The 24,207-nt window shown below is 36.0% G+C and carries 22 protein-coding genes and 4 pseudogenes; 19 read left to right on the forward strand and 7 right to left on the reverse strand.

Annotated features, from left to right (window positions below; all coding sequences use genetic code 11):
* Positions 1-206 precede the first annotated feature (206 nt).
* Complete coding sequence (gene gpmI, locus Cyrtocomes_RS00060; protein ID WP_322497171.1) at positions 207-1,634, forward strand: 2,3-bisphosphoglycerate-independent phosphoglycerate mutase; 1,428 nt, start codon at positions 207-209, stop codon at positions 1,632-1,634.
* A gap of 516 nt (positions 1,635-2,150) precedes the next feature.
* Positions 2,151-2,300 carry a zinc-finger domain-containing protein gene (locus Cyrtocomes_RS00065; protein WP_322497172.1) on the forward strand — a complete coding sequence of 50 codons (150 nt, stop codon included), beginning with the start codon at positions 2,151-2,153 and terminating at the stop codon, positions 2,298-2,300.
* Between the two features lie 951 nt (positions 2,301-3,251).
* Here Cyrtocomes_RS00065 and clpX read toward each other — a convergent pair.
* The 4 genes from clpX to Cyrtocomes_RS00085 are packed head-to-tail and all read right to left on the reverse strand — an operon-like array spanning position 3,252 to position 7,167.
* Positions 3,252-4,460 carry an ATP-dependent Clp protease ATP-binding subunit ClpX gene (gene clpX / locus Cyrtocomes_RS00070; protein ID WP_322497173.1) on the reverse strand — a complete coding sequence of 403 codons (1,209 nt, stop codon included), beginning with the start codon at positions 4,458-4,460 and terminating at the stop codon, positions 3,252-3,254.
* Between the two features lie 9 nt (positions 4,461-4,469).
* Entirely contained in the window at positions 4,470-5,078 is a 609-nt protein-coding gene (locus Cyrtocomes_RS00075; protein ID WP_322497174.1) for an ATP-dependent Clp protease proteolytic subunit, read from the reverse strand.
* A gap of 3 nt (positions 5,079-5,081) precedes the next feature.
* Positions 5,082-6,401, reverse strand: coding sequence for a trigger factor (tig, locus tag Cyrtocomes_RS00080; protein WP_322497175.1), 1,320 nt, complete (start codon positions 6,399-6,401; stop codon positions 5,082-5,084).
* Between the two features lie 31 nt (positions 6,402-6,432).
* Complete coding sequence (locus Cyrtocomes_RS00085; RefSeq protein WP_322497176.1) at positions 6,433-7,167, reverse strand: P-loop NTPase; 735 nt, start codon at positions 7,165-7,167, stop codon at positions 6,433-6,435.
* A gap of 85 nt (positions 7,168-7,252) precedes the next feature.
* Here Cyrtocomes_RS00085 and hflK point away from each other — a divergent pair, with 85 nt between their 5' ends.
* The gene (gene hflK, locus Cyrtocomes_RS00090; RefSeq protein WP_322497177.1) at positions 7,253-8,323 is read left to right on the forward strand and encodes an FtsH protease activity modulator HflK; all 1,071 of its coding nucleotides are present in this window, start codon (positions 7,253-7,255) and stop codon (positions 8,321-8,323) included.
* 3 nt (positions 8,324-8,326) lie between these two features.
* Positions 8,327-9,196 carry a protease modulator HflC gene (gene hflC / locus Cyrtocomes_RS00095; protein ID WP_322497178.1) on the forward strand — a complete coding sequence of 290 codons (870 nt, stop codon included), beginning with the start codon at positions 8,327-8,329 and terminating at the stop codon, positions 9,194-9,196.
* Positions 9,197-9,643: 447 nt separating this feature from the next.
* Here the strand turns inward: hflC and Cyrtocomes_RS00100 are convergent.
* Together Cyrtocomes_RS00100 and Cyrtocomes_RS00105 are read right to left on the reverse strand one after the other, a co-directional pair.
* Positions 9,644-9,787, reverse strand: a pseudogene (locus Cyrtocomes_RS00100) (transposase family protein); the annotation flags it as partial.
* Between the two features lie 243 nt (positions 9,788-10,030).
* Positions 10,031-10,270 (reverse strand): annotated as a pseudogene (locus Cyrtocomes_RS00105) (IS1 family transposase); the annotation flags it as partial.
* Between the two features lie 575 nt (positions 10,271-10,845).
* Here Cyrtocomes_RS00105 and Cyrtocomes_RS00110 point away from each other — a divergent pair.
* From Cyrtocomes_RS00110 to Cyrtocomes_RS06060, 8 genes and pseudogenes are all read left to right on the forward strand, one after another.
* Positions 10,846-11,739 (forward strand): hypothetical protein, encoded by an 894-nt coding sequence (locus Cyrtocomes_RS00110; protein ID WP_322497179.1) that lies wholly within the window; start codon positions 10,846-10,848, stop codon positions 11,737-11,739.
* 574 nt (positions 11,740-12,313) lie between these two features.
* Entirely contained in the window at positions 12,314-12,685 is a 372-nt protein-coding gene (yajC, locus tag Cyrtocomes_RS00115; protein ID WP_322497180.1) for a preprotein translocase subunit YajC, read from the forward strand.
* A gap of 18 nt (positions 12,686-12,703) precedes the next feature.
* Positions 12,704-13,033 carry a 2Fe-2S iron-sulfur cluster-binding protein gene (locus Cyrtocomes_RS00120; protein WP_322497181.1) on the forward strand — a complete coding sequence of 110 codons (330 nt, stop codon included), beginning with the start codon at positions 12,704-12,706 and terminating at the stop codon, positions 13,031-13,033.
* Between the two features lie 13 nt (positions 13,034-13,046).
* Positions 13,047-13,397: an NADH-quinone oxidoreductase subunit A gene (gene ndhC / locus Cyrtocomes_RS00125; RefSeq protein ID WP_322497182.1), complete on the forward strand. Its 351-nt coding sequence runs from the start codon at positions 13,047-13,049 to the stop codon at positions 13,395-13,397.
* Between the two features lie 3 nt (positions 13,398-13,400).
* Positions 13,401-13,949, forward strand: coding sequence for a NuoB/complex I 20 kDa subunit family protein (locus tag Cyrtocomes_RS00130; RefSeq protein ID WP_322497183.1), 549 nt, complete (start codon positions 13,401-13,403; stop codon positions 13,947-13,949).
* 357 nt (positions 13,950-14,306) lie between these two features.
* The gene (gene nuoI / locus Cyrtocomes_RS00135; RefSeq protein WP_322497184.1) at positions 14,307-14,783 is read left to right on the forward strand and encodes an NADH-quinone oxidoreductase subunit NuoI; all 477 of its coding nucleotides are present in this window, start codon (positions 14,307-14,309) and stop codon (positions 14,781-14,783) included.
* Entirely contained in the window at positions 14,784-15,710 is a 927-nt protein-coding gene (locus Cyrtocomes_RS00140) for a class I fructose-bisphosphate aldolase (RefSeq protein ID WP_322497185.1), read from the forward strand. It abuts the gene before it with no gap.
* Between the two features lie 209 nt (positions 15,711-15,919).
* Positions 15,920-15,991: pseudogene (locus tag Cyrtocomes_RS06060) on the forward strand (hypothetical protein); the annotation flags it as partial.
* 133 nt (positions 15,992-16,124) lie between these two features.
* On the opposite strand, the gene Cyrtocomes_RS00145 reads toward Cyrtocomes_RS06060, so the two are convergent.
* Complete coding sequence (locus tag Cyrtocomes_RS00145) at positions 16,125-17,300, reverse strand: CCA tRNA nucleotidyltransferase (protein ID WP_322497186.1); 1,176 nt, start codon at positions 17,298-17,300, stop codon at positions 16,125-16,127.
* A gap of 75 nt (positions 17,301-17,375) precedes the next feature.
* Between Cyrtocomes_RS00145 and Cyrtocomes_RS00150 the strand changes: the two genes are divergently transcribed.
* The 7 genes and pseudogenes from Cyrtocomes_RS00150 to Cyrtocomes_RS06195 form a co-directional block, all read left to right on the forward strand.
* Positions 17,376-17,825 carry an NfeD family protein gene (locus tag Cyrtocomes_RS00150; protein ID WP_322497187.1) on the forward strand — a complete coding sequence of 150 codons (450 nt, stop codon included), beginning with the start codon at positions 17,376-17,378 and terminating at the stop codon, positions 17,823-17,825.
* Entirely contained in the window at positions 17,825-18,751 is a 927-nt protein-coding gene (locus tag Cyrtocomes_RS00155; RefSeq protein ID WP_322497188.1) for an SPFH domain-containing protein, read from the forward strand. The genes Cyrtocomes_RS00150 and Cyrtocomes_RS00155 overlap by 1 nt, the downstream gene beginning before the upstream one ends.
* A 57-nt stretch (positions 18,752-18,808) precedes the next feature.
* Positions 18,809-19,372 carry a hypothetical protein gene (locus tag Cyrtocomes_RS00160; protein WP_322497189.1) on the forward strand — a complete coding sequence of 188 codons (564 nt, stop codon included), beginning with the start codon at positions 18,809-18,811 and terminating at the stop codon, positions 19,370-19,372.
* The gene (truB, locus tag Cyrtocomes_RS00165; protein WP_322497190.1) at positions 19,362-20,255 is read left to right on the forward strand and encodes a tRNA pseudouridine(55) synthase TruB; all 894 of its coding nucleotides are present in this window, start codon (positions 19,362-19,364) and stop codon (positions 20,253-20,255) included. The genes Cyrtocomes_RS00160 and truB overlap by 11 nt, the downstream gene beginning before the upstream one ends.
* Before the next feature lie 29 nt (positions 20,256-20,284).
* Positions 20,285-20,548 (forward strand): 30S ribosomal protein S15, encoded by a 264-nt coding sequence (rpsO, locus tag Cyrtocomes_RS00170; protein ID WP_322497191.1) that lies wholly within the window; start codon positions 20,285-20,287, stop codon positions 20,546-20,548.
* A gap of 54 nt (positions 20,549-20,602) precedes the next feature.
* Positions 20,603-22,957: a polyribonucleotide nucleotidyltransferase gene (gene pnp / locus Cyrtocomes_RS00175; RefSeq protein ID WP_322497192.1), complete on the forward strand. Its 2,355-nt coding sequence runs from the start codon at positions 20,603-20,605 to the stop codon at positions 22,955-22,957.
* 419 nt (positions 22,958-23,376) lie between these two features.
* Positions 23,377-23,511, forward strand: a pseudogene (locus Cyrtocomes_RS06195) (hypothetical protein); the annotation flags it as partial.
* Between the last annotated feature and the right edge of the window lie 696 nt (positions 23,512-24,207).

Below are 24,207 nucleotides of genomic sequence, written 5' to 3' on the forward strand. Positions count from 1 at the left end.
GTTGTGAGGGGTTGTAGAAAAGATACCTTTCTATCTTATAAATAAATAGGTGTTAGAGTTTTTTGCGCTGGCTATACAAGGTGAATATTGATCATCCTGACTACCTTACTATATGATAGTAGTCTCTAATTCTGCTGATTTCATGGATTATTCATTTTATAAAATAAAAACTTTATAAAGTAATAACATTCTTGTTGTTTATATAAATGAGCGTTCTACTATGTATAGTTGATGGTTTTGGGTATTCTAGTGATACTAGATTTAATCCGCTATACCATGCAAACACACCATTTTTAGATTCATTATTTGCTAAGCATTTTGCATTACTTAGTGCATCTGGGGTTGACGTAGGTGTGCCAGATGGGCAAGTAGGAAATTCCGAAATAGGCCATATGACAATAGGCAGTGGTAGAATAATCAAGCAAGATTTGGTAAGAATAACTGATGAGATCTTAGGAATTAATTCCAATTCTGTATTTAAGGAGTTAATTCAGAAGAGTGGTGATCTACACTTGGTGGGACTTTTATCAGATGGTGGTGTGCATTCACATATAGATCATCTCTTATACCTTTCTAAAACTATTGAAGCATTAGGTAAGAAGGTGTTTTTACATGCTATAACAGATGGTAGGGATACTAGCCCAAAGAGTTCTATTCTGTATATGAAAAATGCAAAGAAACAAGATGTGAAAATTGCCAGTGTTTCAGGTAGGTATTATGCGATGGATAGAGATAATAATATTGATAAGACTGAGAAATATTATTCCTTATTATCTGGGTCTTGTGAGGAGTATTTTACAGACTGTATTGAGTATATAGAGTGCTCATATAAAAACACTGTATATGATGAATTTATTGTTCCTGCGTGTCATGAGGGTTTTAGTGGTATAAAAAAGAAAGATGGGATTATAATTTGCAACTTTAGAGCAGATAGAATAAGGCAGCTTGCGCAAATGTTTGTTGATAATGGGTATTTAAATATTGCGAGTATGTCTGGTTGTTCAAAGGAGTTGGATAAAAAAATACCTGTTCTCTTTCCAAGAAAATCTATAAGTGGAAGTTTAGGGCAAATTTTATCAGAAGCAGGATGTAAGCAACTAAGAATGGCCGAAACTGAAAAGTATGCTCATGTAACTTATTTCTTAAATTGTGGATTAGAAGATCCATTTATCGCGGAAGATAGAATACTTATTAACTCACCAAAAGTTTCTACATATGATTTAATGCCACAGATGTCAGCGTATGAATTAACGGATAGATTAATCAATGAGGCAAGAAATTATGATTTTATATGTATTAATTTTGCTAATCTTGATATGGTTGGTCATACAGGTAATTTTGAGGCAGCAAAAAAGGCATGTGAGGTGATAGATGAATGCTTAAATAAAATTTGTATAAGCTTAAAAGGTACTGATATTCTAATTACTTCTGATCATGGAAATATAGAAAATCTGTTTGATGAAAAGAATAATCAGCGGCATACTGCACATACTATAAACCCAGTTCCATTATTTTATATAGGGGAAAGAGATATAAAGATGAAAAACGGTGCATTATATGATATAGCGCCTACTATTTTAAAAATGATAGGCTTGCCAAAAGCAAGATATATGAGTGGTATGCCATTATTCTAAAAATAAACATTTATATCAATATTTTCAAGATAGCCGCTCATAGTGGAAAGTGTTAAATATTGTTAATAAAGGTCTTGAATTTTTTACAGGTTACAATCGATTTTAAAAATGAGAAGTTAATGGACAAAAGGTTATATCCTTCTGATCTTTAAATTTTAATTCATTGGTTTTGTTGAATTATATATGGAGCTTCTATCAGTGATTAAGGTGCAATGTGTTTTGTACGTTGCATTGAGAGGTCTGCTAAAATGCTTTGGGAATTGATGCGGTATTTATATAAGATTCCCATAATATATCTACAAAATGAATATGATGATATGTGATTTTATTAAATTTAAGTATCTTCGACATAGAAGGGAGCTAAAAGGGAGCGGCAATTAAAAAATATCTCCTGCCGTATCCCCTGCCGTATCCATATTACTCAATTTTTTGTTTGTCTATAACGTTAATCTATTATCTCTGGTGCAAGGCTTGAGCCGGTATGAAATAATCCTACTGTTATTTAAGATGTGAAAAATGGAAAAAAGCATAATAAGATGTTTTGGTAAGGATAAAGATTCAAAACATCCAATGATTTATATCAATGTTAAATATTTGCAAAAGAAGAAATTAAAGTGTCCGTATTGTGGTTGTATAATCACTACTCCGCAGATAAAGGCTATATAGCTAAAGCTGTATAAAATGATTATATAATGAGTCATTTTGCTACACTTAACTCAATGATAACTAAAGTATTTGCAAAGTTATCTATGTCACTCTTTTATGTTGATTTGGCTATATAATTGCATTACTACGCAATAATTGATCTACAAGTGATGCCTGATAAAGCGCCAATAAAACGGTTATTGTAAAAAGGCTGTAAAGAGTGGCTTAAGAAGATATTATAGCTAAGATAGTATAAAATGGCGCAACAATATTGCTATAGCTTCTTAACTCCTATTTTATATGACGCTTTATATTGACTTAGCTATAGATGGTTTGCAAAAATGCAATGCTGGCGTTTTTTCGTACTGGAGATTACGCAAAGTATAAATTACACCCAGGTATGTAGCAGAGTAATTTGAGTTACGTGAATGCAACAAAATTATATATTATAAGTGATTATTTATGATGTAGATATGCGAGCATCAAATAAACGGCCATAGATCAGAAACGTCTTTGGTGTAGTATAAAAACCATAATATGTTACTTGGCTAGATTGCACCGTCAAATAAAACGTAAGGCCAATGGATAGAAAATTCTCTACTTTTGCTTTTTTTAACAATAATGCATTTCCTTCAATCGTAGGTTAGCGATGCCTATATAGCTAATAAAAAGAATATGATTGTGGTCATCCATATTTACTCTCCTGCCAATTGAGAAAAAATGTGCTTATGCCAAACAAAAAATTGCTTTATTTATGATCTTTTTGTAACGCTTTAGCTATATAATGAGAGAGAACAGAGCTTTACGAGCTATCAAATCGAAAGATAGTGCATCAAGAAATGGCTTAATAAATAATTTAATGTATTGATTTAAGACAATAACTCAGCTGTAATGAAGTTCCTAGAGAGGCAAAATTTATTAATGTTTGTTACATAACTTTGCAAATTATGTAACAAACAATGTATATATTGCTCAATCTGTTTTTCTAATCACGATAGGTTGGGTTTTCCCCTCAACTGAATCTCTTGTTAAAATTACTTCTGATATATTTTCTTTCTCGCTTGGAACATTAAACATTGTATCAAGTAAAGTATTTTCAAGTATAGACCGGAGTGCACGTGCACCAGTTTTTCTTTCTATTGCTCTTTTAGCTATAATTGCTAGCGCATCATGTTCAAACTTAAACGATATACCATCTATCTTAAACAAAGTTTCGTATTGTTTAAGTATAGCATTTTTAGGTTTTGTTAATACGTCAATCAGAGCCTCTTCACTTAAAGGAGAGACTGTAGTTATAACGGGTAGTCTACCTATAAATTCTGGTATGAATCCATATTTAATCAAATCTTCTACTGTCACTTTAGAAATTATATCTTCTATGGAAGCTTTCTTCACATCGGATCCAAAGCCTATTCTAATTTTATTAATCCTCCCAGAAATAATTTTTTCAAGTCCTTCAAATGCCCCGCCACATATAAAGAGAATATTGGATGTATTTAGCTGTATAAATTCTTGTTGTGGATGTTTTCTTCCGCCTTGAGGTGGAACTGCAACAACTGTTCCTTCCATGATTTTTAGTAGCGCTTGCTGTACGCCCTCGCCAGATACATCTCTAGTGATTGATGGGCCGTCCTGCTTTCTGCATATTTTATCTATTTCATCTATAAAGATAATACCTATTTCGGCTTTTTCTTTATTATATCCCGCAACTTGTAATAATCTTGTTAAGATTGTCTCAACATCTTCGCCAACATATCCAGCTTCAGTAAGAGAGGTTGCATCTGTAATGGCGCATGGTATATCCAATAATTTGGCTATAGTTTGTACAAGTAAGGTTTTGCCGCAACCAGTTGGGCCTATCAAAAGCACATTTGATTTGCTAACTTCGTCTTCTGTAAATGAGCTGTAAACCCTTTTATAGTGATTATATACGGCAACCGCGAGTGTTTTTTTAGCATTGGATTGGCCGATAACATAAGAATCTAAAAATTCATATATTTTTTTAGGGGTCGGTACACTTTCAGTACGCTTAGAGGATTGTTGAGTATGTGCTTGATCAAACGCATACTTCGCTTTTTGTGCGCAATCTCTGCATATGAATACATCAGAAGATCTGCTAGCTGAAAGAAGTGTATGCGGCTCTTCATGGAATGAGCCACAAAAGGAACATGATGAAGCCATTTGATCTGTTTAAAAAGATAATTTTTTCCTTACGTCCTCAGCTTTCTCCACAATACCATCTACTAAGCCAAATAAAAGAGCATCTTGTGGTGGCATAAAACTATCTCTCTCTATCTTTTTTTCTATTTCAGAAAGAGGAGATGAGGTATGTTTAAGATATATGCCATTTAGCATTTTTTTCATTCTAGTAATTTCGCCAACCTGTATTTCCATATCAGTGGCTTGACCCTTACATGAGCCAAGTGGCTGATGTATCATGATCCTGGAATGTGGGAGTGCAAAGCGCTTTCCACCAGTACCGGCAGTTAATAGTACAGAGCCCATAGAACATGCCTGACCAATGCATATAGTGACCACATCTGGTTTTATGTACTGCATTGTATCATATATGGCAAGACCGGAAGTTATAACACCTCCTGGTGAATTTATATATAAAAAAACGTCCTTTTCTGGGTCTTCGGCTTCTAAAAAAAGAAGCTGTGCGACAATAATAGAAGACATTCTATCTTCTATTTCGCCAGTGACAAATATTATTCTGTCCCTAAGTAACCTTGAGTATATATCAAAAGATCTTTCTATCTTAGAGCCTTGCTCTACTACTACTGGAACAAAAGACATATACTAGACCATGAAAAATTCATCACCTTTGGCGGTTACAGTTTGGATAGTGATGCGACTTAGCATAAAATCCACCACTTTTTCCTCAAATATTCTGGATTCTAAATCGGCAAGATTTTCTTTAGAGGAGATAAATTTTTCAAATTTATCAGCATTCTGAGGATCTTGTTTTCTTTGAAGGTCTATAAACATCTCAATTTCTTCTTTGGTTACTTTTATGGAGTTCAAGTTAGCTATGTTTGAGATAACAAAACCGACCTTCACTCTACTTTTAGCGACTGATAAAGCTTCTGCTTCTAGATCTTCATCACTTCTTTTCTCGGATTCTTTTTTGCTACGAAGCCACTTAATTACATCCAATTTTGCTTTTTCTACTAAAGCATTTGGAACTTCAAATTCATAAATGCGTGATATCTCATCCATCAAATCCTTTTTCAGTCTCGCTCTTGAAAAAACTTCAAGTTCTGTTGTTATTTTTTCTTTCAGTTGATTTTCAAGATCTGCAACGCTAGATGCGCCATATTTGACTGCTAATTCATCAGTTAGTTCAATCTTAGTTCCATCGTAAGATGAAATAGACTTTATCTTAAACTTAAATTTTTTAACTACCTCTTTTGATTTATGCTGTTGTGTATGCTCTACAGTTTTTATATCTCCTACTTTTAGGCCAATAAGTGCGTTCTCAACATCTGATGGTAATATTTCTAAGCCTATAATCATTAAGAAATCAGCATTATTTTGCGGTTCGGCATCTCCGATTGTCATCTCAACATCAGCTTTTATCCTATCGCCATGTTTTGTACAATAATCTTGCCCAGGATTGTTGTTGAATTTTTCGTTAAATTCTTTAGTGCTACTTAAGAATTGCCTTTTTGCTCTTTCTATCACATCTTGATCAACCTCAGCAATATGACGAGTTAGGTTGATTTCTGAAAGATTGATTGGCGGGATTTTTGGCATCAGGAGTATCTTAGCCTCAAATGTAACATCTCCTAATTCATCAATGGCAGTTACCATATAAGAAGGCTCTCCAATTGAAGATAATCCTTTCTTATCTAAAAAATCTGCAACTATATTAGTTGTTTTGTTCATTATTATGTTGCTACGCAGCTCTGATTTAATTTGCCTCTTCATCATGGCAAACGGAACATGACCTTTTCTAAATCCAGGCATAGCGAAGTTATCCGCCCTAGCAGCTACTTCATCTTCAATCATAGAGTTTACCTCAGAATATGGAAAAGAAGATCTTATGTGCATAAAAAAACTGTCTTCGCCATTATCTACTCTTGTCACATTTACAGTATCCGTTCTAATCGCACCCATCTATAATTAATAAAATCAAAAATAATGAAAACTAAAGCAAACTTCCAACGCAATTCAGTATAAAATCATTACGCAGAACCCAATCTATATCAAAGTTAGCTATCTTTTCCAATAGAGGAATTTGAATAAATTTCTCTATCTCTATTAATTCGGCGCACTGCTCTGGTGTGGTGTTGCCAAAAATATTCTTATTTATCCCATTATATTCAATATAACTCATATTTATTATTAATGATGTTTTACATATTCCTAAATTTTTCATTGCATCTTTGGCCCTTATAACATCAGAAATAGCAATATGGCTTGGTGTTGAAACTAATATGCACTCATTAATTCCGTAATCTTTTGTAAGCGTTATATGTATATCTCCTGTTCCTGGTGGTGTATCAATTATCATATAATCTAAATCTTGGCTCCATGCCGTATTTTGTAGCATATGCTTAATCATTTTACTTAGCATCGGTCCCCTCCATACGATACCATTTTTTTCTGGCATTAGCATTCCCATAGACATGATCTCAATTCCACAGATGTTGCTTGGGGTTAATTTATCATTAACCATTTCATGTCCATCATTTTTTATTTTGAATAAATGTGGTATTGACGGTCCGTATATATCTGAATCAAGAAGGGCGACTTTAAGCCCCTTCTTTGCCAAAGATAGTGCAATTACTGCGGCCATGGTTGATTTTCCAACGCCACCCTTGCCAGAACAAATCATCACACTATTTTTTGCAATATTTTGTTTAACATTAATGTGATCCATTCGCATATACACTTGAAAGATTATAACAGTTATTCTATATACTGTTTTCTTGGTAACTTAAACTTTGTGAGTAAAAGTAATTTGAATGAGTTTTGATAATCCATGGAAGCAGCCTAATAAAGGTGCGTCACAAGAGCGCTCTGAGAATATTATTTCGGAGATTTTTAAAAAGAGAGGTGAAAGGAAGAAGAATACAGAGAAGTTTTTCATCTGGTTTACCATTATAGCTTCGCTAGCGCTATGGCTATCTACTGGTTTTTATATAATAAATGCAGACGAGCAAGGGGTTGTTTTGAGACTAGGCAGGTTTGAGAGAATATCTGAGCCTGGGCTTAACTATAAGATTCCGTACCCTATAGAAACGGTTGAAAAATTAAGTGTTACTACGATCAATAAGGAGGTTATAGGTATAAGGCAAGGTGGCACTGATTCTTTTCTAGAAAAGCAGCAAGTTGCTGGGAAAATTTCTGATGTTAATCTTGCTAGGGAAGAAAGTCAGATGTTGACTGGTGATGAAAATATAATGGAGATGCATTTTTATTTTCAGTGGAGAATTCGAGACCCAAAAAAGTACCTCTTCAATATAAGGGATTTACCTGGAGAGAGTACGCCTAGGGCTGGTGCTGAAAGTGCTATGCGCCAAGTGATAGGTGTTACTAAGCTTAATGAGGCGCTATCTGAACAGAGGAGAGGTATAGAAAAGGATGCAATGGAGCTGTTGCAGAAGATGTTAGATTCTTATGATGCTGGGATACAAATTGAAAATTTAGGAATATTATACAGCTATGTACCGCTTAATGTTATGGACGCGTATAGAGATGTACAATCTGCAAAGGCAAATAAAGAGGAATTTATAAATCAGGCGTATGCATATAGAAATGATTTATTGCCGAGAACAAGAGGTGAGGCTGATGCTATTGTTATGAAGGCTGAAGCTTATAAGGCAAAGGTTGTGGAAGAAGCGCTTGGGCAAGCTGCAAGATTTGAAAAAATCTATAACGAGTATAAGAAATTTGGTCAGGTTGCTATGGATAGGATGTATATAGATACTATGTCTTTAGTGTTTAAAGATTTAAGTAAAGTAATAATAGATAAGTCCGTTGCGAGTAGCGCGCTGCCTGTATTACAATTATCCGATTTTATGAAGAAGGAATAGAATATGAAATTTAAAATCATAGTAGCGGCGATCATTGTACTTGTAATCGTAGTTTTTAATTCTTTTTATATACTCGATCAGCGGGAGCTTGCGATAGTACTGCAATTTGGTGAGCCGGTTTCTAAAGAAATTGAGCCTGGCATTAAATTTAAGATTCCTTTTATACAGAAGGTTGTTTTCTTTGATGCTAGAATTAGGCATTTGTCGTTTAAACCTGGTGCTTCTGGGGAGCTTGTGGCGCTAGATCAAAAAACAGTACAGCTAGATGCTTTTGCGAAATATAAAATAGTTGATCCATTGAAATTTTATCAAACTTCTTTTGATGAAACTAGGTTTATCAATAGGATAGGGCCTGTCTTGGAATCAAGCATTAGGGGGTCTGTTGGCTTAAGTACTTTTGTAGATATCTTAGGTAATAAGAGGGGTTTATTGATGAAGTCAATATTAGAGGATGTTAATAAGCATGCGCAAAAATTTGGTGTTACAATACAAGATGTGCGTATACTAAGGGTGAGTTTACCCGATGCATCAAGGCAGGCGGTATCTGCGAGGATGATAGCTGGTAGGCAGATGGATGCTAAAGAAATAAGATCAGAAGGAGAGGGGCAGGCGCGAGTTATAATGTCAAATGCTGATAAGGATAAAGTAGCTATTATTGCTCAGGCGCAAAAAAGGGCGGAAATAATAAAGGGTGAGGCGGATTCTGAGGTTATCAATATATTAGGAAATGTGGCCTCTAAAGATAGGGATTTCTTTAAATTTTACAGATTGATGGAGTCCTATAAAAATTCCATAAAAAAGGATGATACGACTGTCATAATTTCTTCTGACAATAGTTTTTTCAATATGTTTAATAATTTCAAGCTTAAGTAGTATATAGGGTGGTATTGATAGCTATGAATTGAAATCTGGTGGCAGGGCCTTCAATTCATGGCTACAGGATAAGGCTAAATCGCCATACGAAAAAGATTTAGCGAATATTATGAGGGTAGGAGATGCTTAGTTTAATAATTCTTATACAATAAGGATCTTAAGCTATTCCGTTTATCTAGCTACCGCATATAGGGTTCCCTAAGTGATGAGGTGGTTAAATTTTAAAACTTTCTACAATCCTCTAGATTGTGTCGCCATAAGATTTGCGCTTTTACATGCTTGATAGAGGTGTATTAAAGGGTAAAATTATGCGCCTGCGTTGTGCTTCAGATGATTTGGCTATAATAACGTGGCTTTATTATAGCATATCCAATCCAACACGGGTTAGGCATATATTAAGTATAGTATTTATTCTAGTGCTATAATTGCATTAAGTTATAAGTAAAAAGGTAAAGCAAGGTCTGGATGTTTAATTAAAGTATCTTCTATCCATTTAATGTTTCTATAATATGTACTTTTACTTATGACATATGAAGAGCGTATATGAAAATATGTTGTATATTCTTTAAGATATTCTAATAATATCAACAACATACCTATAAATAAATATATATATATATATTGGATTTTCCTCCAGAGCTCTTTTTCTTCAGTTTTTTTAAGTATCTCTTTATTCCACTTAATTATTCGAGAGTTTTCACCTAAAGATAGATAATAATGTATCCTGATAATGCTGAAAAATCTTCGGTGTTGTAAGAGCGCACCAGAGGCTTTATAGTAACCATAGATTCTTCTTTGGATACAATTTTTGTGCGGCGGGTCATGCCTTGTGTTGCTGTTATTATGCTCAATGCATACGGTTCCTGATTTGCCGATAACATGGCGATTTTTAGGCAAAATTTTGGCAAATGCATCCCAATCATCCGTGTAAAATCGGCAATTTTCCAGACTCTCTACTTTCTCAAAAAGTCGCTTGAACGTTGTAGCATCCCCTGTAACACAGGCAATAGTTCTGCTACGATCCTTGATGACCCAGAGTTTTTGACTTTTTTTGAAGAAAATGCTACATTTCATCGAACTCTATCTCCTGGATATCTGCCAGAAATGCTGGGTTTTGGAGTCTTGGCCTCTACGATCCACCGATAAATGGGCGAGTGATTTAAGACTTTTCATGGAAAATGAGGCTTTCCCAAGGCTGTAGAGGATCACGCAAAGAGCCTTTTTGACTGCCGTTTCACGGTTATACCGACGATCTCCCTTCACAAAATTCAAGTCACATGCTTTATATTTATAGCGCTGAATCCCGCGCACATGGCCATTCTTATGCGTATCTTCACTTTTGCAACAGGTTTCAGATGATCATCTGAAACCAATTTAATTGAGTATTTTAATAGCATTCTACCAAAAACTATCTAAATGTGAAGACTCTCAATTATTCTTCTTTTTTATACTTGTCAATTACTTTGCGCCTCGTCATAACATGCAGCTTGGATAATTAAGATGTTAATACATTGTGTCAAAGTTATGCAAGAAGGTTATTGAATGAAGTACCTTATTCAAGGGTGGCTATGTAGATTTATAATGCCTGGTTAATATGTTGCAAATATATATTTTTTCATGCTAGCCTATTGATTTTAAGCGGTCTGGCTATGAAGGATAATAAAGATAAAGAAGTAAGTAATGCTGATAAATCACTTGTGGAGCGCCTTAATGCTCTAAAAGAGGGCTTAGGTGATGGTATAATAGAAGACGATTTTGATAAACGATTTAATGAGGCTCAGCAAGGTAAAACAGAGCGTCGTCACGCGATCAAAGGGGATGATCTTGATAAACAACTTGAGGAGATAGAAAAGGGAATAAAGGCAGAGGATATGCAGGCTGGCAAGCAGGTACGTGGAGCTATGAAGGAGATTGATGAGTTAAATAAGGAGATAGAACAGGGGGCGCAGCGTCGTATAGATAAGGGGCAAAAAGATTTTGATAGATTGGATAAAGAAATAAGACAGGACATAGCAGGTATGCTTAAGGAGAAGGCGGAGATGGAATCGAAAGTTGACTCTAAAAAAGTTAATGATTTTGCAAAAAAGGATGTTTCATTTGATGATTTGGATAAGCTAACAGAAAAAGAGTTAAATAAATTAGGTGAAAAGTTAGATAAAAAGCAGCCAAAAGTACAGAATGACCTTAAAGAAACTAGTAAATCTTTTGAGCAAAAGCTTGTTGATATGTTAAAGAATGTAGTAAGCTTTTTAACACCTGGTGGCTCTAAAGAGAAGGGGGCCGAACATGATGCTAGAAACTTTTCCAAAGAAGTAGAAAAATTAGGTAAAGATATGGAAGCATCAATATCATCATTTGAAAGTAGGATGAAAGAATTTGATAAGAAGGCTGGGCTTGATTCTATAGTGGATAGCATGAAAACCGCTATTCATAATAAGCCAGAACAGGGAAAAGAGGCTGTCCAAAACGCAAAAACTGAAGGAGTAGGAAAATTTACAGATAGGGTTCTTAATGAGCAGGGCGGGCAATCACGCGGTAGGTGATGATTATTTTATAGTATCAAAGAAGAGGGTATGTGTCATATGAGAATGGAGAAACTGTGGCATATACTACTCTATTCAGAAAAAGCTTGTGCCAAAAAAAGGACATTATCTAATAATTATAGATAGGAATTGAGATTAATCAAATCTTTCCAAAATAGTAGTGTTAAACTAGCAACAATCATCTTAACAGATTTGCTGTATCTTTTTATTTTACAATTAAACTTTGCAAAATAATCTCTTATGAGAGAATTCTTTGATTCTACCAATGATGTTTCTGATTTTGAAGTATGATGATACTTTAATATCTTGTAATATTTATATACACTGTAATTATCTGTACATAAATATTGCCACGCTAAGCAAAATTGCTTAGGGTCTAAGAGGCTGTAAATATAACGCTTGTAGGTTTGTTTAATTCATAAATTATAAATTTTCTCATTTTTCAGAGGTTTGTAGAGCTCAATATCCTTTGGATTTAAACAATATCCACACAAGTATTGGTAATAAGTAACTTTACTTATTGAGAAAGTGAATCTTAGGGTTTATAAGTAGGTAAATTTTTTTAATTACTAATATGAGATTTCGTCTATTTTTATTGCTATTTGTCAGTACGGGTTTTGCTAATTTTGCGTTTGCGCATGACGCGGCAGATTTGGGTAATCTTGTCAATAGCCTCGCACCGATCTTATTGATCATGGTGGTATTTTATTTTTTACTAATACGTCCTCAGCAGAAACGAGCTAAAGCTCATCAAGAAATGATTTCGTTACTTGAAAAAGGGGATGAAATTGTATTACAGTGCGGGATTATTGGTAAAATAGCAAAAATTGAAGAAGCTTTTTTAAGTTTAGAGATAGCGGAAGGTACTAGAGTAAGGGTAAAAAGAGATGGAATTGCAGATCTGTTTGGAAAGAAGGCTGATAAAATTGAAAAAAAGACAGAATAATTTATAGTTAATATCGATATGGTAAAAATAATATTTATAAATAAAGAGGGTGCTAAAATAGAAATAGAGGCGCAAGAAGGGCTGTCTATTATGGAAGTAGGGAGGAGTTTAGGTATAGAGGGAGCATGTAATGGATCTCTTGCATGTTCTACTTGTCATGTTATTGTAGAGAATAAGAGTGATTATGATAAGCTGCAAAAAGCAACAGAGGAAGAGGAAGATATGCTGGATCTTGCATTTGGCCTTACTCCGCTCTCTAGATTGAGTTGTCAGATCATAGTCAATAAAGATCTTGAGGGTATGGTATTTAAATTTCCTTCTGCGACTAGGAATGTTTTGATAAATTAGGTTTTTTATTATTATGCATAGTTATCTTCCGGTCCTAATATTTTTTCTGGTGGCTCTAGCTATTGCTTTTATTTTAGCCATAGCTCCATTTTTTACTGGAAGAATTAGGTTTTATAAGGATAAAATGCTTACTTATGAATGTGGTTTTGACCCATTTGGTGGTAATGAAAGTAAGTTTGATGTGAGGTTTTATCTTGTATCTGTACTATTTATATTATTTGATCTGGAGATAGCTTTTATATTTCCATGGTCTTTATTAATATCTGATATGTGTACTTTTTCTTTTTTTTCCATGATATCTTTCTTGTGCGTTCTAACGCTAGGGTTTGTTTATGAGTGGAGAAAGGGGGCTTTAGATTGGTAAAATATGTCTAATAGTATTTCTTATAATAGCAGATCTCAGGTTTTTGATATCACGCAGGATTCTTTATTGAAAAGTGCGGATTCGAAAGCAGGTGGATTTCTTATTACAAAATTAAGTGATCTTGTAAATTGGGCTAGGACTGGCTCTCTATGGCCGATGACTTTTGGTCTTGCTTGTTGTGCTGTGGAAATGATGCATACGGCCTCTAGTAGGTATGATTTAGAAAGGTATGGTATGCTTTTTAGACCTAGCCCTAGGCAATCTGATCTTATGATAGTAGCCGGTACATTAACTAATAAAATGGCCCCTGCGCTAAGAAGAGTGTACGATCAGATGCCGGAACCTAGATGGGTGATTTCCATGGGTAGTTGTGCAAATGGTGGTGGTTATTACCATTATTCGTATTCGGTTGTTAGGGGATGTGATCAGATAGTGCCGGTTGATGTATATGTGCCAGGTTGCCCTCCTACTGCTGAGGCGCTGCTTTATGGATTAAAGGTGTTGCAACGTAAAATAAAAAGAGAGGGTAGAATAAGTAGATTTAAGTTCTAATACCTAACTTGCGGGGCTAGATTTGGTTTTTTAATGTTGAAGATATTGTAATCTCTACGATTTAGATTCTTAAAATAGGTTCGCCCTACTTGTCTGTGCGGATATAGTAAGCTAAGATGAGATAGCATGTAATATAGGTGGTATTATTACATGTTATCTACGCTACATCAAATAAAACAGCTATCGCTGTATAGTAAAGGGAGGGCTGCTGAATTTGATAAATTCTGCGATTCTATTGCCGTCTTTCTCTCCAATTCGCACCTAGTTTGTTATATTAATAAATTAACCGAAATTCAATTATTGATATTAAATTATCGAAGTGTATTATTTCTGATATTGGTATAAAGCGTTCTTTCTATGATGCCCCTGAAGTCTTTTTTGCTTGTAGACATAATAAGTGGCATGCTTCTTGCCTTGAAGCATATGTTCAAGAAAAAAGTTACTCTAGATTACCCGCATGAAAAAGGGCCTTTAAGCTCTAGATTTCGTGGTCAGCATGCCCTGAGGCGCTATCCTTCTGGTAATGAAAGGTGCATAGCCTGTAAGCTCTGCGAAGCTATATGCCCTGCACAAGCAATAACTATAGAATCATGTGAGAGTGATGATAAGATGAGGAGGACTACAAGGTATGATATAGATATGACAAAGTGTATATATTGTGGCTTCTGCCAAGAAGCCTGCCCTGTTGATGCAATAGTTGAGGGTCCTAACTTTGAATTTGCAACAGAATCACATAAGGAGCTCTTATATAACAAGGCCAAGCTTCTTGATAATGGAGATCGTTGGGAGACGGCATTGGCGCATAATATAAAAAAAGAATCTGAATATAGGTAAATGGGCGATATAGTTTCTAGTATTCTATCTAATTATCGCGCCGCTCCTGTGGGTGTAAGGGTTAACATTGCTAGATTGCTAACCTCTGGAAGGCTTGCTCATACTGGAAAATTACTGATACTTCCTGTAGATCAGGGTGTGGAGCATGGTCCTATTAGAAGTTTTTCATATAATGAGGATGCGTATGATCCGTTGTATCATCCTAATCTTGCCTTAGAAGCTGGGTTGAGCGCTTATGCTGCGCCTATAGGTATGATTGAGTTGGCTGCAGATCTCTATGCCCATCGGTTACCATTGATACTAAAATTGAATAATTCTAATTTGCTTCATCCAAAAGAATTAAATGGCGAGTATCAGGCTATAACGGCATCTGTAAAAGATGCTGTTAGGTTAGGCTGTTGTGCCGTGGGATTTACAATATATCCAGGCTCTCCTCAAGGGTTATATATGATGGAAGAGGCGAAAGAAATAATATGTGAAGCAAACTCTTATGGCCTTCCTTCTGTTATATGGTCTTATCCAAGGGGTGCTGGAATAGAAGATGGTTATGAGACATCAATTGATGTTATTTCGTATGCGGTGCATATTGCGGCGCTAATGGGGGCGCATATCATAAAGACTAAGATACCATCATCTCATGTAATGGATAAAAAGGTTAATATTAACTTTGATCTTCATGATATGTCATTGCGTATCAGGCAAATTATGAAATGTGCGTTTAGCTCAAAGAGGATTGTACTATTTTCTGGTGGTGCTTCAAAAGACATAAGCAATATAAAAGATGAGATTCTTGCAATTAAAAAAGGTGGTGGGTCAGGATCTATAATTGGACGTAATACGTTTCAAAGACCTCGAAAAGAAGCTGTAGAAATGCTTAATAGCATTATTGCATTATATGGCTCTTATGGTGATGTAAATTATTTATAAGATGGCTCGTTTGAGTGTTGTAGATTATTTTTGTATCCTGAAATAATCTGGTAAGCTAATTCTTATAGCTTCAGTTTTTGTAATAGCTACCTTGCATAGTCGTATCTACAGATTTATATAATCTGTAGATGTAGTGCGATAAGTTGAGATAGCATAAAATATACAATAGAGTGCAATGAAGGCTAGGTGCTATAAAAATGTGAGCATATAGTGTAGATTCACGCCAGAAAGTAATAAGCTTTATAGAACAAGGGGATAAAATTGGCGACACAGATATTTAAATAAGTCAGTTGGCATCTTAGATATAAAAGCGAAGGTAATTTTAGGCAAAGAAAATATTAAGGTAGCATGCCAAAGGGAGGGTACGCTACCTTAAAATATCTATATCATGGCCGTCCTATTTGATGGTGTTTATTAGATAAATAGTTCTTTTATTAATTGTTCTTTACATTTTTTAAAATCTGAATCTATCCATATATGTTTTGCCTTTTTAAGCAAAATGTTAAGCTCCTTTCCATGTATGCCAAGATCCATTAAATCGAAGCCAGAGATTGGAAATTTTGGGTACTCATATGATAGTACTCTATCTAGCAGTGCTTCTTTTTGCTCAATATTAAACACGAGGCTTTGAAAGGCTATAATATCAGATATGCGCTCCACGCCATATTCATAAGTTAGTTCCTTTAGTGCTGGCTCATCTATTAAATAGAGATTTTTATATTCATGAAAAAGAAGAAAGCTTAGTCTATCTTTTTCTTTATTAGAAAATTTCCATCTTTCGTATATTTGCAATATGTGCTCTTTTTTTGTTTTATTTATAAAGAGTATGTATGCAAGATTAATTATTGGGTCGTTAGAAAAATTTAATAATTGAATATTTTCGAAATTTTTTGGTATTAGTATAGAATCTAAGACATTATTTTTATACATTATACTAATTACTTCTATTGCATAGGGATTAGAGAGAGTCTTTAATATCTCGGCTCTTATCCTTTCTCCTGATATTTTATCCAATAGATATGAATATTTTATAGAGCTTTCCATGCTCTGGCTATCTATTTTATGAACACCTATATAGCTGATAAATCTAAAATACCTCAATATCCTTAAGTGATCTTCGTGTATTCTATCATTTGGATTATCGATAAATTTGATCATTTTGTCGTCTAGATCTTGTATACCGCCCTTATAATCATAAACATTGCCATGTTTATCCATATATAATGCATTAATTGTAAAATCCCTTCTTGATGCATCGTCCTCCCATTTAGTTGTAAAAGAGACTTGTGCATGTCTACCATCGCATTTTTCATCTTTTCTAAGTGTGGTGATTTCGAAATTTTTACCATCTACAACTGCTGTTATAGTTCCAAAATTTATCCCAGTTGGTATAAATTTTATTTCAGCTTCTTTGCAAATTTTTATCACATCTTCTGGTTTTAATGTGGTAGCTATATCTAGATCTTTAGGCTCGATTGAAAATAGCATATCTCTAACTGCGCCACCCACTATTCTTGCCTCACCTATCTTCTCTAATAATGATATTATGTGAAATGCCTCTTTATAATTACCTGTATCTTGAAATTTCATAAGAGATTTAATACAATGCGACATGCTGCCTGTTTGGAATCCTGACAGATCTCATGTTTATTGTCTAGGAAATAGATGTTTGAATACCTTGTTGAAAATATTGATGTATTTTGGGCCGTTTTTGGTGTTTTTTTATTGCTTGCGGAACTTATTCTTGGTGCGTTTTTTTTGCTTTTCATCATGGGTTTGTCTGCAATCCTTGTATCTGTTGTGGTTTTTTTAGGAGTTACTCCAGATTTCATTTCGCAACTCTCCTTATTTTCTTTCTTGTTCATAGTTATTAGTGTTTTATCTTGGAGGAGGATAAAAGGGTATTTCATAGATAAAAGACAGCATTATAACAATATAGTTGGCTCTAGTGCGGTAGTTGTAGGTGGTGATATTGAGCCCGGGAAGATAGGTAAGATAAAGTGGTCTGGTACAACTTGTAATGCATCTTCTAGTCTTTTAATAAAAAACGGCTCTAGTGTTGTAATAGTGGAAAATATTGGTAATATTTTCTTTGTAAAAGAAGGTAAGGAATAATGGAGATTGTACTATTTATACTTATAGCATTTGTGGTTATTATCTTTTCGTCGTTAAAGATAGTTCCTCAGCAACAAAGTTGGATTGTTGAAAGGCTTGGCAGGTATCATAAAACATTGCAGCCTGGCGTGAATATTATATTGCCATTTATGGATTCTGTTAAATATAAGCACACATTGAAAGAGACTGTGCTTGATGTAATGGAGCAAGCTGCCATCACGAAGGATAACGTTAGTGTTCTGTTAGATGGTGTGCTTTATGTTAGAATAATCAACCCAGTTGATGCCTCTTATGGAATCGAAAATCCATATTATGCTGTTACACAACTTGCGCAGACATCAATGAGATCTGCAATAGGTAAGCTGAGTATGGATACAACATTTGAGGAAAGGGATTTTTTAAATACTCAAATAGTTAATGCTATAAATGAAGCTGCAACAACTTGGGGGATACAGTGTATGAGGTATGAGCTTAAGGATATAAAGCCACCTGCTACGGTTGTTAAAGCTATGGAAACTCAGGTTGCTGCTGAAAGACAGAAGAGGGCTGAGATATTGAATTCTGAGGGCAAGATGCAATCTATGATTAATATAGCGGAAGCTAAAAAGAGAGAGGTGGTACTTGCATCTGAGGCTGTGATGGCTGAAAAGGCGAATATTGCAAAAGGGGAAGGGGAGGCTATACAAACTGTGGCTGTCGCAACTGCCATTGGTATCGAAAGGATTGCCTCTGTAATAGGGCAAAGTGGTGGTCAAGACGCGGTTTCGTTTAAGATTGCACAGGAATATGTGAGTGCGTTTAAACAAATTGCGCAAAAGGGAAATACCATAGTTGTGCCTGCTAATGTTAGTGATGCCTCATCGTTAATTGCCCAAGCGCTCGGTGTTTTTAGAAGCATAAATACTGCTCCTAAAGAAAAGAAATAATCTTTATTTATAGGTGTGTTAGCCTCTTTTATTTTTCGTTTTGTTTTTTTTCTCTATGTGATTTTATCATTTTCACATTCATTGTTTGCTACAGAGCGGCAGAGATATGTGGGTGATGCGTTTAGTATGCTTGAGGATTGTGATGTTGATGAAGAAGTAGCTAGCGAAGGGGCGGCCACTAGTGAAGCTGATGAGGTGAGCGCAAGTGAAGTTGAGTTACCTATTGCAACCACAGATAAAGTGGGTAATAAAGCTCAAGAAGATGGTGTGCCGCAAGTTAGTTTTCGTGCTCAAGTTGATGAAGGTAGCTTAAAATATATACAAACAAATTGTATTAGGTTAAGAGTTTTAGATATGGATTATGCTTCTTATGAAGATATGGAAGTGTTTGTTGAAGGGCGGCCCGTAAACATTTACGGATATATGGTCAAGGTTTTAGCCTCATACTGTTGTCAAGAAGAGCTTCATGGGTGCTCTGCTTTTATAGAGATAGTTAATGAAAAGGGTAATGTGCAGAGTATTGGATGGGCCCTTTCCTCTCATCCATCATTTTTTAATGCTAAGATGGGTAAATATAGGTTAATTTTATTATCATGTTTTAATAAAGATTGTGAACAGTAAAGAGGACGGATGGTTATTATTTGATAAGCCTATTGGAATGAGTTCTGCTAAGGCGGTTGCGGTTTTAAAGAAAAGGTTTGGATTTAGAAAAATTGGTCATTGTGGAACCTTAGATCCATTTGCGAGTGGGTTGCTTATCGTAGGGTTTGGTCAAGCGACTAAGTTGATGTGTTTTGCAGTGAAAAAAGATAAGGAATATGTTTTTACCGTAGATTGGAGCTACGGTACTGATACTTTAGATAATACTGGTACCAGGAATTCTAATATTGCTGGATCCGTTCCGAGCCTTGATGAGATACAGTCTGCAATAGCGGAGATTGGATGTGGTGAGATGGGCCAGATTCCGCCCTCTTATAGTGCTATTTCAATTAATGGACAACGGGCTTACAGATTAGCAAGGAGTGGTGTGCATGTTGAAATGAAGGAGCGTATAGTGAAGCTGTATGAATTAAGAATCTTAGAGCATGAGGGTTGTAGAACAGTATTTAGATTGAGGTGCGGTTCTGGTTTTTATGTTAGGTCGCTAGCTAGAGATATAGGTGCCATAATTGGCTATCCGTCACACGTATGCCAACTAAAAAGAGTTACCATAGGTGATTTTGATTTATCGAATGCGCTTACGGAGGATGATATTTTTACACCAAATCATAACAATTTTTTGTCTAGCTATTTTCTTTCTTGTGTTTCTATGGTAGATGAAGCGATTAGGCTAAAGGTTGATGATGGTGTTGCCGCGCTTTTGAAGCTTGGTAGAGTTGTTAATCTTCCTGTTGGTTGCTGTACTTCTTCTCGAGTTTTGGTTGTTTCAGAATCTGAGGATGTGCCTGTGGCCATATGTGAGTTAACTCACTGTTTACTAAAGCCTGTAAGGGGTTTTGTTTAATGTTTGTTTTCAAATTTATATGGTTTTAGATGTCTAATGTGAAAATGCATAAAGCCGAGCTGATACAAGAATTTTCAAAAGCTGGGTCGGGATCCGTTGAGGCTCAGTGCGCTATATTTAGTGAGAGAATAAGGAATCTCGCAATGCACTATAAAAGCCACCCCAAAGATCACCAGGCTGTTAGAGAGTTGCTTAGGGTTGTTAATAAGAGGAAAGCTCTGCTTACATATCTTAGTAAAAGATCGGCTGGACGATATCAAGATCTAGTAGAGAGGCTAGGTCTTAGAAAGTAAAAAATGGAAAAATATAGAAAAATTTAAGAATTTTATTGGATAAATATTTAAATAATGTTTAAAGAATTAAGGCAAGAAGTGCTTTTTGGTGGTGAGAGCTTAAGTCTCTCTACTGGGAAGATAGCGAGACATGCTAGTGGCTCTGTTGTGGTTTCGATGGGTGGAACTGTAGTCCTGTGTGCAGTCGTCGTAAATAAGTCACCTAGTGAAGATGTGGATTTTTTCCCGTTAAGTGTCACTTATCAAGAAAAGTTTTATGCCGCTGGGAAATTTCCTGGAGGTTTTCAAAAGAGAGAAGGGAAGCCTTCAGATAGAGAGGTTTTAATCTCTAGGCTCATAGATAGGCCAATCAGGCCTCTGTTTCCTAAAGGTTATAGACATGAGGTAAGTGTAGTATGTACTGTTTTGTCATATGATCCTGAATATGATCCTGCCGTTCTTTCAATAATAGGCTCGTCAGCCGCCCTTTGTATATCAGATGCACCATTTATGCATACATTGGCCGCTGTTAGGGTTGGGTTTAAAAACGGAGCACCTGTTTTAAATCTCAGTAGCTCAGAGGATGATACACTAGATATGGTCGTTGCTGGAACGCACGATTCTATCATGATGGTTGAGTCTTCATCACGTGAACTTTCGCAACAAGTAATGCTCGATGCATTAGGGTTTGCGCATGATCATATAAAATCTCTAGTAGCTTTTGTTGAAGGGTTTGCTAAAGAAATTAGAAGTGGTAATAAGCCGCAATATGTAGCTCAAACTAATGGCTCCTTCGAAGAAGTAAATTTGAAGATTCGTAATAAAGTTGTTACTTGCTATGAAGAAGTGCAAAAGGTCCGGAGAAGGAAGATGATATCTGATTTGAGATCTGAGCTTTCATCAAATTCTCCACAGGAACAGTTAAAAGATGTGATGCATTCCTTTGATACCATATGCTATCAGGTAATGAGGGAAAAGATAGTAGGTACAGGGGTTAGAGCAGATGGTAGGTCTGTGACTGATATAAGGGGGATATACGGTGAGTTAGATTTATTGCCAAGAGCCCACGGTTCAGCTCTATTTACTAGAGGTGACACACAGGCATGTGTTGTTGTTACGTTAGGATCTGCTCAAGATGAACAGATCATAGATAATATAACCGGTAGCTCCACTGAGAGGTTGATGCTGCATTATAATTTCCCGCCATATTCTGTAGGTGAGTCAGGGCCAATGAGACCTGCTGGGCGTAGAGAGATAGGGCATGGTAGATTGGCTCTTAGGGCTATCTCTGCTGTGACACCTGGTAAAGATGTATTTCCATATACGGTGAAGGTTGTTTCAGAGATTACAGAATCAGATGGTTCCTCTTCAATGGCAACTGTTTGCGGGGCATCACTTTCCATGATGGCTTCTGGTATACCGCTTTCTTCTCAAGTTGCTGGAATAGCTATGGGATTGATAAAAGATGGTGATAAGTGTGTAATTTTATCTGATATAACCGGAGAGGAAGATTATCTTGGCGATATGGATTTCAAAATTGCCGGGACTAAAAATGGTATAACCGCGTTCCAGATGGACATAAAGATACCTGGTATAAATTTTTCCATTTTTTCAAATGCATTATCTCAGGCTTATACTGGAATAGAGCATATACTTGGTAAGATGAACGAGGTAATTGACTCTCCTAGGGCTGTTTTAAGTAAGTATGCGCCTGTTATCAAGGATATTAAGATATCTAAGGATAAGATTAAGGAGGTCATAGGTGCTGGTGGTAAGATTATTAAGGATATATGTGAGCGTTCTGGTGCAAAGGTAGATATAAAAGATAGTGGTGATATAACCATATATGGCTCAAATTCTGATTCCGCTAATAAAGCGCTTGGGATGATAGAAGGCATAGTGGCAGAGCCTGTTGTTGGGCAGGTCTATCAGGGTGTTGTAGTAAAGATTGCTCAGTTCGGTGCATTTGTTCGTTTTATGGGAACTAAGGAAGGGCTTGTGCATGTCAGTGAGCTTTCTACTAAAAGGGTAGAAGATATATCTGAGGTGGTTCAGGAAGAGGATGAAGTAAATGTGAGGGTCATAGGAATTGAGAGAGACGGAAAGATTAGGCTTAGTATGAGAGAAGATTCTGAGGAGAGGGTGGGTAAGCCATTGCGTTCTTCTGAAGGTAGATTTGACTCAGGTGCTAGAAAAAGAAGCTTTTCTTCTTCGTCTGATGATGAGAATAAGAGGTACCCATCTAAACCGCGTAGTAATACTAGGGGCGATTCCAGAGACACAAGAGGTGATTCTAGGGATACCAGGGGCGATTCCAGAGACACAAGAGGTGATTCTAGGGATACCAGGGGTGATTCCAGAGACACAAGGAGAAAACCGCAGCACTCTGCGGAAAGTGATATATTTTTTGTGAAAAGGAAGCAATATTAGGCAGATATTTTCACTGTTAATGGCGAGCAATTGTGTTTATGGGGCTAAAATTTGGTATTTGGCTCTTCCTTTTACAGTTTTGCTTGCCATTTTGCTAAGATGTTATGTAGTGATTTAAGCTGAATTAGCATAGGCTTTAATATATGCGGTATTATTGTGTGCTGTCTACGCCACCTCAAATAAAACAGCTATAACACATGTTGTGATTTGGAAGTTTCTGTCGCTTCGTTGAAAAGGTTTGATTCTCTCTATATAGCTGTTGGATTGAAGCTATGTGGTTGGTTGCTATAAATTGTAATCTTCTCAATGTTTCGTATTTCCAAATAAGAGAGTCTTCACATTTAGATAGTATTTTGATAGAATGCTATTGAAATACTCAATTAGGTTGGTTTCAGATGATCATCTGAAAAAGTTGCAAAAGCGAAGATACGCATAAGAATGGCAATGTGCGCGGGATTCAGCGCTATAAATATAAAGCATGTGACCTTGAGAATTTTGTGAAGGGAGATCGTCGGTATAACCGTGAAACGACCGTCAAAAGGCTCTTTGCGTGATCCTCTACAGCCTTGGGAAAGCCTCATTTTCCATGAAAAGTCTTAAATCACTCGCCCATTTATCGGTGGATCGTAGAGGCCAAGACTTCAGAATTCAGCATTTCTGGCAGATATCCAGGAGATAGAGTTCGATGAACTGTGGCATTTTCTTCAAAAAAGTTGAGAGTTTTCACCTACATATAGATAGAAAGGCCTCTTGATAATGAGCGAAGATTTCTGGCGTTGAAAGAGCGACCCAAAGCTTGATTGAGCCGTAAACCATTTCCTCTTTTTTGGAGACGATTTTTGTGCACCTGGTCATACGACCTAAACAATTCCTTGTGTTATCACGTGCGATACAGACAGTGTCTTTTTTGCCGATAATGTGACGATCTTAAACTTTCGAAAATACATACCAATTATCCGTAAAAATATACAATTGTCTAAAGGTTTAAGCATCACTAAGACCTGTAACCCAGGCAATTTTGAGCCAAGGCGTTGATGACCCAGTATTTGTTTTTGTTGACCCAATAAAATGCCACATCTTGTCAAAATTCCATTTCCTGAATATCGCCAGAAATTTCAGGCTCAGGCGTGGTTTCCATCGCCTCCACGATCCAACGATAAATGAGGAGAGTGATTCAGCCATTTTGCCAGCTTATTGAAAGATGCTTTTCCGGTGTGGCATACAGCAAAACGCACAGAGCTTTTTTGAGC

The organism is Candidatus Cyrtobacter comes (assembly GCF_034470605.1).
Classification (GTDB): Bacteria; Pseudomonadota; Alphaproteobacteria; order Rickettsiales; family Midichloriaceae; genus Cyrtobacter; species Cyrtobacter comes.